Genomic DNA, 12,094 nt, shown 5'->3' with positions numbered 1-12,094 from the left:
CCCTTAAGCTTCTATGCTGGATACTTGCTCAGCCGCACCAAGAGGTGCACCGTTGCGAGAAATCACAGTCCATGTTTTCCTTTTTGAAATCGGAGGAGATTCAATGATACGAACCATATCTCCAATTTGACACTCATTTAATTCATCATGCGCCGCATATTTTTTCGAACGACGAATGAATTTTTTATAAAGCGGGTGCATAACGCGACGAACAACCAAAACAGAAACTGTTTTGTCCATTTTATCGCTTGTCACCCGACCGGTTAGAACGCGCCTTGGCATCGCCCATTAACTCCTCAGGACTTGCCGGCAGATGCAGCAGCACCTGCGGCGTTTTTGTTAACTTCAGTCATAATGGTCTTAATCCGTGCAATATCTCGACGGATTACCCCAATTCGACCCACACCCTCATTTTGACCAGTCGCACGTTGGAAACGTAAATTAAACTGTTCACGTCGCAAATCAATTAACAACGTCTTTAATTCGTCCACCGTTTTAGCGCGCAGATCAGCTGGCTTTTTTGCCTTTGCCATTCTAGGCCTCTCCTATACGGGTTACAAATTTCGTTTTAATTGGCAGCTTCGCAGCACCGAGCGTTAATGCCTCTTTTGCAATTTCGGGACTTACACCTTCAATCTCAAATAGGATACGACCCGGTTTGATACGAGCAACCCAATATTCAGGAGACCCTTTTCCAGATCCCATACGAACTTCTGCTGGTTTACTAGAGACAGGAAGGTCTGGAAAAACTCTAATCCACACACGTCCCATACGTTTCATCGCACGTGTAATCGCACGACGAGACGCTTCAATTTGACGGGCTGTAATACGTTCTGGCTGCAGTGCTTTCAAACCATAGGTTCCAAAATTAAGCTCTGTCCCACCTTTAGCCATTCCGTGAATACGGCCTTTATGAGCTTTGCGGAATTTAGTCCGCCGCGGAGATAGCATTATTTAAAATCCTCATGCGTTGTAATAGCTTTATTAATAACTATTATGCTCCAATTAATCAATTACCTTTGTGGTGCCTGATCAGCAGCACGGCGATCCTGGGCCAATGGATCATGGGCCATGATTTCGCCCTTAAAAATCCAAACCTTTACACCACATTTCCCATAGGTTGTATGAGCTGCGGCAACACCATAATCAATATCTGCTCTTAAAGTATGCAAGGGAACGCGTCCTTCACGATACCATTCGATGCGTGCAATTTCAGCACCACCAAGACGACCACTGCAATTGATACGAATTCCCTGTGCACCTAAACGCATTGCTGACTGCACTGCTCTTTTCATAGCACGACGAAACGCCACACGTCTTTCCAGCTGCTGGGCAATATTTTCAGCAACAAGTGTCGCATCAATTTCTGGTTTACGTATTTCAACAATATTCAATGCAACCTCTGCACCGGCCATTGATGTTAATTCTTTACGTAAGCTATCAATATCCTGACCTTTTTTACCAATAACGATTCCGGGGCGCGCCGCATAAATCGTTACACGAGGCTTTTTAGCTGGTCGTTCAATAACAACCCTGGAAACACCCGCACCTGCAAGTTTCTTGCGTAAATGGTCACGAAGTTTGAAATCTTCAAATAATAATTTGGTATAATCATTATCTGCATACCAACGACTATCCCAAGTACGATTGATACCCAAACGCAACCCAATTGGATTAACTTTTTGACCCATATTATGCTGCCTTTCCTTCAGAAGAATCGTTTTCGTCACGCTCAGCAACGACAATCTTCAAATGACTAAAGAATTTCTGAATTTGCGCTGAACGTCCACGACCCCTGGCATGAAAACGACGCATAACCATCGCTTTACCTACCTCTGCCTTGGATACAATCAAACGGTCTACATCAAGTTGATGATTGTTTTCCGCATTTGCAATCGCGCTTTCCAGAATTGTTTTAACTTCTTTAGCAATTCTTCTTTTAGAAAAGGTTAATTTTGCCAAAGCAGTGGATGCAGGTTGATTACGAATCAATCCTGCAACAAGATTTAGTTTTCGTGGACTTACACGAATATTACGTCCAATTGCCTGAGCTTCGGTTTCAGCGAGTGCACGATCATGTTTTGGTTTACTCATATCCTAGCCCCGCTTTACTTTTTTGTCTGCTGCATGACCATTGAATGTACGGGTTGGAGAAAATTCACCGAATTTATGACCTACCATATTTTCACTGACCTGCACTGGTAAAAATTTATGGCCGTTGTAAACACCAAAAACCAAACCAACAAACTGCGGCAAAATGGTGGAACGGCGTGACCAAATTTTAATCACATCGTTACGACCTGAAGCGCGTGCGGTTTCAGCTTTCTTAAGTAAATACCCGTCTACAAACGGGCCTTTCCAGACGGATCTTGCCATCTCTATTTGCCCCTTTTATTTGCCTGTCTTACGGCGACGGATAATCAAGCTGTCCGTACGCTTATTGACTCTTGTTTTATAACCTTTAGTTGGTTTACCCCATGGTGTCACAGGATGACGACCACCAGAAGTACGACCTTCACCACCACCATGAGGATGGTCAACCGGGTTCATAACAACACCACGGTTGTGTGGACGACGGCCTAACCAACGGCTACGTCCCGCCTTACCAAAATGCTGGTTCATGTTATCTGGATTGGATACGGCACCAACTGTTGCCATACATTCACCACGCACCAAACGCAATTCATTCGACTGCAGTTTGATTTGTGCATATCCAGCATCCTTACCAACCAACTGAGCGTAAGTTCCAGCTGAACGAACCAGTTTTCCGCCGGCTCCTTCTTTTAATTCAATATTGTGAATAATGGTTCCTACAGGGATAGCTGCTAAAGGCATTGCATTTCCAGGCTTAACATCTACACGCTGACCTGCGATTACAACATCTCCAGCTTTTAATCTTTGAGGTGCCAGAATATAAGATAACTCACCGTCTTCATATTTGATCAACGCGATAAAAGCAGTTCGATTGGGATCATATTCTAACCGTTCAACAGTTGCAGGCATATCATATTTACGTCTTTTAAAATCGACATAACGGTATGACTGTTTATGCCCACCCCCAATAAAACGAGAGGTAATTCGACCATTATTATTACGTCCACCCGTCTTGTTCTTACCTTCGGTAAGCGTCTTGACAGGTTTACCTTTCCAAAGCTCCTTACGGTCAATTAGAACCGTGCCACGAAGACTTGGAGTAACTGGTTTAAAGTGCTTAAGTGCCATTAATTCCTACCTCACACTTATGACAACTTGGTTGTCAAATCAATTGACTGACCTTCAGCAAGTTGAACAAAAGCTTTTTTAACATCAGAACGACGCCCTAACCGACCTCGAAATCTTTTTGTCTTACCTTTTAAAATCAGCGTATTAACACCCAACACTTTCACACCGAACAAAGTTTCAATCGCAACTTTGATTTGAGGCTTAGTAGCGTTTGATGCAACTTTAAACGCAATTTGATTTTTTTCAGACAAAAAGGTTGCCTTTTCAGTAATCAAGGGCGCGCGAATAATGTTAAACATCGCTTCACGAGACATTTTTTCCGCCTTTTGGCGAATTGAAAGAATATTCGTCATACCAGGCGCTCCTTTAACCCATCAACTGCTGCGCGCGTAATAGCCAAAATGTCATGATTTAAAATGTCATAAACATTTGCACCAATTGTTGGAAGAATATCTACTGAAGCGATATTTCTTACTGCACGTCCAAAATTCTCATCAATATTTGCATCAATAATTAAAGTTGAATTCCAGCCCAACACTTTTAATTTTGCAGCTAATTCAGATGTTCTTGCAGTATTATTGGCTTCGTCAATAACGACCAACTTACCTTCTGCCAATTTCTGTGATAAAGCAGAAATAAGGCCAAGACGCCTTACTTTCTTTGGCAAATCATACCCATGATCACGTACTACTGGACCATGAACAATGCCACCGGCACGAAACTGCGGTCCACGTAACGAACCTTGACGCGCATTACCTGTACCTTTTTGCCGATAAGGTTTTTTTGTTGTTCCAGAAACTTCACCACGCCCCTTAATCTTATGATTGCCAGAACGACGTTTGGCAAGCTGCCAATGCACAACTCTTGCCATAATATCTGGACGGGGTTCAATACCGAAAATTTCATCTGGAAGCGTAATATTGCCAGCACTTCCATTATCGAAGGTTTTGATTTCTACATCCATAGTGTTCAACCTTCCTCAGCAATCGCTGCTAATGCTGCCGGAAATGGTGCATCAGCATGACGAGGCTTTTTGATCGCATCACGCAAGAGAACAAACCCGTTTTTCGCACCAGGCACTGCACCTTTAATCATGATCAAATTTTTCTCTACATCTACAGCAGCAACCTCAAGATTCTGCGTCGTTACACGCTCACTACCTAAATGGCCTGCCATCTTCTTATTTTTAAATGTTTTGCCAGGGTCTTGTCTATTCCCTGTGGAACCATGCGAACGATGACTAATTGAAACACCATGAGTTGCTTCCAACCCCTTGAAGTTCCAACGTTTCATTCCACCTGCAAATCCCTTACCTTTACTGGTCCCAGTTACGTCCACCTTTTGTCCTACAACAAAATGAGCGGCAGTCAATCTTGCCCCCGCCTCAACAGCAGCGTCTTCCGTAACACGAAATTCTACAAGTTTCTGTTTTGGTTCAACTTTTACCCGTGCAAAATGACCACGATTAGGCTTGCTAACATTTTTTACCTTAGCTTTACCATACCCCAATTGAAGGGCTGTGTATCCATCACGTTCATTTGTACGAGCATCAACTACTTGTACTTCATCCAAGTACAATACAGTGACTGGCACATGAGTGCCGTCCTCTTTAAATAGTCGGGTCATTCCCAACTTTTTTGCGATCAATCCTGTACGCATCGTCTGGACCTTATAGCTTAATCTCGACATCAACGCCAGCGGCGAGGTCAAGTTTCATGAGAGCGTCCACGGTCTGCGGGTTGGGCTCAACAATATCTAACAAACGCCGGTGCGTTCTGATTTCGAACTGCTCACGACTCTTCTTATTAATATGGGGTGAACGGTTAACTGTAAACCGCTCAATGTGCGTTGGCAACGGGATTGGTCCCCTTACCTGTGCCCCCGTACGCTTCGCTGTATTTACGATTTCACGAGTGCTATTATCCAACACACGATAATCGTAAGCTTTAAGGCGAATACGGATGTTTTGGCTTTCCATTTATTTCTGCCTACAAAAACGAATCCTTTTCGGATCCAAGAACAACAAGATTCCCAGCCGCAAAAACAGCTGGGAATCCAAACTAATTAGCCGAGACTATTCGGTAATTTTGGAAACTACACCAGCCCCAACAGTACGTCCACCTTCGCGAATAGCGAATCGCAGACCTTCATCCATGGCAATAGGAGCAATCAATTCAACATCCATTGCCGCATTATCACCAGGCATCACCATTTCCACACCTTCTGGAAGATGTACAACACCAGTTACGTCAGTTGTACGGAAATAGAATTGTGGACGGTAATTAGTGAAGAATGGAGTATGACGCCCACCTTCTTCTTTTGTAAGAATATAAGCTTCCGCCTTGAATTTGTTATGTGGCTTAATGGTTCCTGGTTTAGCCAGAACTTGACCACGTTCAACATCTTCACGTTTTGTTCCACGAAGAAGCGCACCGATATTGTCACCCGCTTCACCACGGTCAAGCAACTTGCGGAACATTTCAACACCGGTAACCGTTGTTTTTGTTGTTGGATGAATACCAACAATTTCAACTTCTTCACCAACAGTGATTTCACCACGTTCCACACGTCCGGTGACAACCGTACCACGTCCAGAAATAGAGAAAACATCCTCAATTGGCATCAAGAATGGACGATCAATTGGACGTTCTGGCTGCGGGATATATTCATCAACAGCATTCATCAGGTCAAGAATACGGTTTTTACCCAATTCTGGATCACCATCTTCAAGGGCAACCAAAGCTGATCCTTTGATAATGGGAATATCATCTCCAGGAAATTCATACGAAGAAAGTAATTCACGAATTTCCATTTCAACAAGCTCAAGAAGTTCAGGATCATCAACTTGGTCACATTTATTCATGAATACGACCAGTGCTGGAACGCCAACCTGACGAGCCAAAAGAATATGTTCACGAGTCTGTGGCATAGGACCGTCAGCAGCTGAAACAACCAGGATAGCACCATCCATCTGTGCCGCACCTGTGATCATGTTTTTAACATAGTCAGCGTGACCAGGACAGTCAACATGAGCATAGTGACGTTTGTCTGTTTCATACTCAACGTGTGCTGTTGAAATGGTAATACCACGGGCACGTTCTTCAGGTGCCTTATCGATCATGTCATAGGCAGTAAAATCCGCACCGCCTTTTTCCGCCAAAACTTTCGTTATAGCAGCTGTTAATGTTGTTTTACCATGATCAACGTGACCAATAGTTCCAATGTTACAGTGCGGTTTATTCCGCTCAAATTTAGCCTTTGCCATTGTCTCTCTCCGTTAACTCGGTTTTTACCAAGAAATTCGGTTAAAATAAATTAAGTTTAAACTTATACTTACCAGCGATAATGACTGAATGCTTTATTTGCTTCAGCCATACGGTGAGTATCCTCGCGCTTTTTAACAGCCGCTCCACGATTATTGATAGCGTCATGCAATTCGTTTGACAATCTTTCTTGCATAGTATTTTCGCCACGTTTGCGGGAAGCGTCAATTAACCAGCGAATTGCTAATGCCTGACGACGGTCAGCACGAACTTCTACAGGCACCTGGTACGTTGCACCGCCTACACGGCGTGAACGAACTTCAACGGCTGGCTTAACATTATCCAAAGCTTCGTGAAACAGGTTTACAGGGTCCGCTGATTCACCGCCACGGGCACGTAGAGATTCCAATGCACCATAAACGATTTTTTCAGCAATAGATTTTTTACCATCATACATCAACGCATTCATGAAACGCGTGATGACCACATCACCAAACTTAGGATCGGGAAGTATCTCACGCTTTACTGCGCGGTGTCGGCGACTCATGCCTTTTAATTCCTCTTATTTTGGACGTTTAGCACCATACAAAGAACGACGTTGACGTCGCTTTGCGATTCCTTGTGTATCCAGAACACCACGTAAAATATGATAACGCACGCCTGGCAAATCCTTAACACGTCCACCACGTATTAAGACCACACTATGTTCTTGCAAGTTATGACCCTCACCAGGAATATAACTCACCACCTCATAACCGTTTGTCAGACGTACCTTTGCAACTTTACGCAATGCTGAGTTTGGCTTTTTAGGTGTTGTTGTATAAACACGAGTACATACCCCTCGTTTTTGCGGGCATCCCTGCAAAGCAGGAACCTTATTGCGCTTGGCAGCAGGTTCGCGGCCTTTAGCGATTAATTGGTTAATGGTCGGCATTCGCCTTTCCCGATCCTTACTATTTCTAGGTCAAGCAACGCAATATCGTTACTCGACGGTCATTACAACAATTAACATTTAATTAAATAAATGCCACTAAAGTTGGCATAAAAATAAAACCATATACCTTATAAACGATGTTTTATCTAATGTGCCATAAATTTATTCAACAGACAACGATGCTTTTTAACAAGACCCTTGTTAAATTGCAAGCTATTTTTAAAACAGCTTAAAATTGAACTAGGTATCCTTGTAAAAAACATTTTATTTTTGCCAAAAGACAAAAATGACCCGTATTTTAACTTATTAAATGGGCATTTCTACCCATTTGATAAAACTGAAAACGAATAAAGTTATATACCTATACCTTATTCAGTGACCTGAGTCACGTCCTTTATTTCATTATTTTCTGATGTAACAGAAGAAAGTTCAATTTCCACTTCATCATTCATCTTATTTGCATTCAGAATTCGCTGTCTATCTCTTGAATAGGCCATGGCACGGAATCTGTTCATGACACTACCCGTTCCTGCAGGAACAAGACGTCCGACGATTACATTCTCCTTTAATCCCATCAAGGTATCAACCTTTCCCGCAGATGCTGCCTCTGTCAATACACGAGTTGTTTCCTGGAAGGAAGCCGCTGAAATAAAGGATTTGGTTTGTAACGCAGCTTTGGTGATACCCTGTAAAACTGGTGAACCCATTGCAGGACGCTCATTGGCGTTCATCCGTTTGATATTTTCTTGTTCAAATTCCAAGCGATCTACAGTTTCACCAATTAAATAAGTCGTATCACCTGGATCCGTCACCTCAATCTTCTGCAGCATTTGACGAACGATCACTTCAATATGTTTATCATTGATCTTCACGCCCTGAAGACGATAAACACTTTGAATTTCATCAATCAGATAATCTGATAAGGCTTCAATTCCAAGAACCTTTAAAATATCATGAGGAACACGAGGCCCATCAACAAGAGGATCGCCCTTACGGACAAAGTCACCTTCCTGTACAGAAATATGTTTTCCCTTAGGAATCAAATATTCTGTTTCTTCACCAGTGTCCTCATTACGTACAACGATCCGACGTTTTGCCTTATAGTCTTTTCCGAATTCAACCACACCATCATTTTCAGCAATAATCGCATGATCTTTCGGACGACGTGCCTCGAAAAGTTCAGCCACCCGTGGAAGACCCCCGGTAATATCACGCGTCTTGGAACCTTCTCTTGGAATACGAGCCAAGACATCACCGGCATTAACCTGCGCCCCATTTTCCACAGAAAGCAGGGAATCTGGAGACAAGAAGTAACGTGCGTCGTTACCGTTCCCCAACTTCATGACTTCCCCATTTGAATCCTTTAACTGCAAGCGTGGTCTCAAATCACGAGATTTACTTGTTTGCTTATAGTCAACAACAACTTTTGAAGAAAGCCCCGTGACTTCATCCATCCGTTCAACCAGTGTAATACCTTCAATCAGATCCTGATACTCAATTGTACCTGATTTTTCAGTAATAATAGGTAGGGTATATGGATCCCATTCTGCCATTTTCTGATGACGCTTGACATTCGATCCATTTTTAGCAAGCAAACGTGCACCATAGGGAATACGATAATGAGCGCGTTCAATTCCATTATCATCCAACAGGATAATTTCACAGTTTCTGGACATGACAATGTCAAATCCCTGACTGTTTTGAACAACATTCAGATTTACAATCTTGACCTTGCCATCGCGGGAGGATTCAACCATAGATTGTTCTGCACCTTTTTGTGCTGCACCGCCAATATGAAATGTACGCATTGTCAACTGAGTCCCGGGCTCACCAATTGACTGAGCAGCAATAACACCGACAGCCTCTCCTATATTAACAGGAGTTCCGCGAGCAAGATCACGACCATAACAATGAGCGCATACGCCAACCTGACTGTCACAGGTTAGAACAGAACGAATCATCACACTTTCAACATTAGCCTTTTCGATCGCCTCAACCTCGGCCTCCTCCAGAAGCGTGTTACGAGGATAAAGAATTTTACCAGTTGCTGGATCAGTTACATCTGCCGCCAATGTACGTCCAAGAATACGTTCTGCAAGTGAAGAAATAACCTCACCACCATCCATTACCGCACGAACAACCAATCCGCGTTCTGTTCCACAATCTGGCTCAACAATAATGCAATCCTGAGCAACGTCAACCAGACGACGAGTAAGATATCCAGAGTTTGCGGTTTTCAGGGCCGTATCAGCCAATCCTTTACGTGCACCATGAGTCGATGTAAAATAATCAAGAACAGAAAGACCTTCCTTGAAATTGGCAATAATAGGTTGTTCAATAATTTCACCTGACGGTTTCGCCATCAGACCACGCATACCGGCCAACTGCTTCATCTGGGCTGGGGACCCACGAGCTCCAGAATGGCTCATCATCCAGACAGAATTGATGGGTTGGCCAGGCTCTACATGTGAAATCTTTTTCATCATCGCTGCCTGAACCTCATCCGTACAACGTGACCAGGCATCAACAACCTTGTTATAACGCTCTCCTGCTGTAATCAAACCGTCCTGATATTGCTGCTCAAACTCCTTAACCTCTTCGGTTGTCTTGGCGACCAGTTCCTTTTTCGCATCAGGAATGATCATATCATCCTTACCAAAGGAAATACCAGCTTTAGCAGCGTAAGAGAATCCTAGTCCCATCATACGATCCGCAAAAATCACACATTCCTTCTGACCACAATGACGATAGACAATATCGATAATATCTGAAATTGTCTTTTTCGTTAATTGTTGATTGATCAATGAAAAATTGATTGCTGGGTGTTTTGGAAGAATCTGTGAAATCAGCATTCTACCTGCGGTTGTCACTACCTTTTGATAAACCAGCTCACCATCCGCATTCTTTGTTTGAAAACGACAACGAATTTTATCGTGAAGCTTCAAGGTTCTGGATGACAATGCATGTTCAATCTCACCGATATTCGCAAAAAGAGGTGCCCCCTTTTTAATAAGATGACCTTCAGAATCATATTCGGATTGATCTGGAGTTAATTTAAATTCAGGAATTTCCAGACTTAAATAATACAGCCCCAATACAATATCCTGAGATGGAACAATAATAGGCTTACCACTAGCAGGACTAAGAATATTATTTGTGGACATCATCAAAACACGTGCTTCGAGCTGCGCTTCCAAACTCAATGGCACATGAACCGCCATCTGATCACCGTCAAAATCTGCATTGAAGGCAGTACATACCAATGGATGCAACTGAATCGCTTTACCCTCAATCAAAACAGGCTCGAAAGCTTGAATACCCAAGCGGTGTAAAGTTGGTGCGCGGTTAAGCATGACAGGATGTTCACGAATAACCTCTTCAATAATATCCCAAACTTCTGGACGTTCTTTCTCAACCATACGCTTAGCTGCCTTAATGGTCGTCGCATGCCCATATTTTTCAAGCTTGGAATATATAAATGGCTTGAACAATTCCAATGCCATTTTTTTAGGCAAACCGCATTGATGCAATTTCAATTCAGGACCAACCACAATCACTGAACGTCCAGAATAATCCACACGTTTACCAAGCAGGTTTTGACGGAAACGTCCCTGTTTTCCTTTAAGCATATCTGCCAAGGATTTTAATGGTCGTTTATTCGCCCCTGTAATTGCCCGTCCTCTACGTCCATTATCAAACAACGCATCAACAGATTCCTGCAACATACGTTTTTCATTACGAATGATAATATCCGGTGCACGCAATTCCATTAACCGTTTCAACCGATTATTACGGTTGATGACACGACGGTACAAATCATTGAGATCTGATGTGGCAAAACGGCCTCCGTCCAATGGGACAAGCGGTCTTAATTCAGGTGGAATGACTGGTACAACACTCATGATCATCCATTCAGGACGACAACCACTTTCTGCAAAAGCTTCCACAAGTTTTAAACGTTTTACAAGTTTCTTACGTTTGACTTCAGAGGTCGTTTCTTTTAATTCGGCGCGTAATTCGACTTTTTCAACATCACAATCGATATTGACCAGAATTTTCTTAATCGCTTCCGCACCAATCCCTATTTCAATACCTTCATGCCCATATTCTTCCATGGCATCAAGATATTGATCCTCAGTCAGCAGGCTAAATTGTTTTAATGGCGATGTCCCGGGTTCTAAAACAACATAATTTTCAAAATACAAAACCCTCTCGAGATCTTTCAAAGTCATATCGATCATTAATCCGATACGACTTGGGAGAGATTTCAAAAACCAAATATGTGCAACCGGGCTTGCAAGCTCAATATGCCCCATACGTTCACGACGCACTTTGGCAAGCGTAACTTCAACACCGCATTTTTCACATACTATGCCACGGAATTTCATCCGTTTATATTTACCACAAAGACATTCATAATCCTTGATCGGACCGAAAATGCGCGCACAAAACAATCCATCCCGTTCTGGTTTAAAAGTACGATAATTGATTGTCTCTGGCTTTTTCACTTCACCATAAGACCAAGACCGTATCTGTTCAGACGAGGCCAATTGAATTTTAATCTGATCAAACGTCATTGCTTGGCCAGTCTGACCAAGAATTTTCATAAGTTCATTCATTCGCCAAAAACCTTTTGGGGGGTTGAGGTATTCATAAACTGAATACCTCATTGATA

The 12,094-nt window shown here is 42.8% G+C and carries 15 protein-coding genes; all 15 read right to left on the bottom strand.

Annotated elements, in window-relative coordinates; all coding sequences use genetic code 11:
- Window positions 1-3 precede the first annotated feature (3 nt).
- A complete protein-coding gene (rpsQ, locus tag H3T57_RS01015; protein ID WP_110438397.1) occupies window positions 4-282 on the bottom strand; it encodes a 30S ribosomal protein S17 in 279 nt (92 codons plus the stop codon).
- 14 nt (window positions 283-296) lie between these two features.
- A complete protein-coding gene (gene rpmC / locus H3T57_RS01010; protein ID WP_155569514.1) occupies window positions 297-533 on the bottom strand; it encodes a 50S ribosomal protein L29 in 237 nt (78 codons plus the stop codon).
- 1 nt (window position 534) lies between these two features.
- Window positions 535-951, bottom strand: a complete 417-nt coding sequence (rplP, locus tag H3T57_RS01005; protein WP_110438399.1) for a 50S ribosomal protein L16 — start codon at window positions 949-951, stop codon at window positions 535-537.
- Window positions 952-1,013: 62 nt separating this feature from the next.
- Window positions 1,014-1,691 (bottom strand): 30S ribosomal protein S3, encoded by a 678-nt coding sequence (gene rpsC / locus H3T57_RS01000; protein ID WP_155565783.1) that lies wholly within the window; start codon window positions 1,689-1,691, stop codon window positions 1,014-1,016.
- 1 nt (window position 1,692) lies between these two features.
- Window positions 1,693-2,094 (bottom strand): 50S ribosomal protein L22, encoded by a 402-nt coding sequence (gene rplV, locus H3T57_RS00995; protein WP_110438401.1) that lies wholly within the window; start codon window positions 2,092-2,094, stop codon window positions 1,693-1,695.
- A 3-nt stretch (window positions 2,095-2,097) separates the two neighbouring features.
- Window positions 2,098-2,376, bottom strand: coding sequence for a 30S ribosomal protein S19 (gene rpsS, locus H3T57_RS00990; protein WP_110438402.1), 279 nt, complete (start codon window positions 2,374-2,376; stop codon window positions 2,098-2,100).
- Between the two features lie 15 nt (window positions 2,377-2,391).
- Entirely contained in the window at window positions 2,392-3,222 is an 831-nt protein-coding gene (rplB, locus tag H3T57_RS00985) for a 50S ribosomal protein L2 (protein ID WP_110438403.1), read from the bottom strand.
- A gap of 17 nt (window positions 3,223-3,239) precedes the next feature.
- The gene (locus tag H3T57_RS00980; RefSeq protein WP_196424276.1) at window positions 3,240-3,536 is read right to left on the bottom strand and encodes a 50S ribosomal protein L23; all 297 of its coding nucleotides are present in this window, start codon (window positions 3,534-3,536) and stop codon (window positions 3,240-3,242) included.
- 35 nt (window positions 3,537-3,571) lie between these two features.
- Window positions 3,572-4,186, bottom strand: a complete 615-nt coding sequence (rplD, locus tag H3T57_RS00975) for a 50S ribosomal protein L4 (protein ID WP_198192670.1) — start codon at window positions 4,184-4,186, stop codon at window positions 3,572-3,574.
- Window positions 4,187-4,191: 5 nt separating this feature from the next.
- Entirely contained in the window at window positions 4,192-4,881 is a 690-nt protein-coding gene (gene rplC, locus H3T57_RS00970; RefSeq protein ID WP_198193454.1) for a 50S ribosomal protein L3, read from the bottom strand.
- A gap of 10 nt (window positions 4,882-4,891) precedes the next feature.
- On the bottom strand, window positions 4,892-5,200 hold the full coding sequence (rpsJ, locus tag H3T57_RS00965; RefSeq protein ID WP_155567192.1) for a 30S ribosomal protein S10: 309 nt from the start codon (window positions 5,198-5,200) through the stop codon (window positions 4,892-4,894).
- 96 nt (window positions 5,201-5,296) lie between these two features.
- Entirely contained in the window at window positions 5,297-6,487 is a 1,191-nt protein-coding gene (gene tuf, locus H3T57_RS00960) for an elongation factor Tu (RefSeq protein WP_110438408.1), read from the bottom strand.
- A 68-nt stretch (window positions 6,488-6,555) separates the two neighbouring features.
- A complete protein-coding gene (gene rpsG, locus H3T57_RS00955) occupies window positions 6,556-7,032 on the bottom strand; it encodes a 30S ribosomal protein S7 (protein ID WP_122123905.1) in 477 nt (158 codons plus the stop codon).
- A 15-nt stretch (window positions 7,033-7,047) separates the two neighbouring features.
- Entirely contained in the window at window positions 7,048-7,419 is a 372-nt protein-coding gene (rpsL, locus tag H3T57_RS00950) for a 30S ribosomal protein S12 (RefSeq protein WP_003621118.1), read from the bottom strand.
- A gap of 368 nt (window positions 7,420-7,787) precedes the next feature.
- Complete coding sequence (rpoC, locus tag H3T57_RS00945; RefSeq protein ID WP_232349701.1) at window positions 7,788-12,038, bottom strand: DNA-directed RNA polymerase subunit beta'; 4,251 nt, start codon at window positions 12,036-12,038, stop codon at window positions 7,788-7,790.
- Window positions 12,039-12,094 lie beyond the last annotated feature (56 nt).

The organism is Commensalibacter sp. W6292M3 (assembly GCF_016101315.1).
In the GTDB taxonomy this organism is placed as follows: domain Bacteria; phylum Pseudomonadota; class Alphaproteobacteria; order Acetobacterales; family Acetobacteraceae; genus Commensalibacter; species Commensalibacter melissae.
This window is presented reverse-complemented; position numbering and strand designations above follow the sequence as displayed.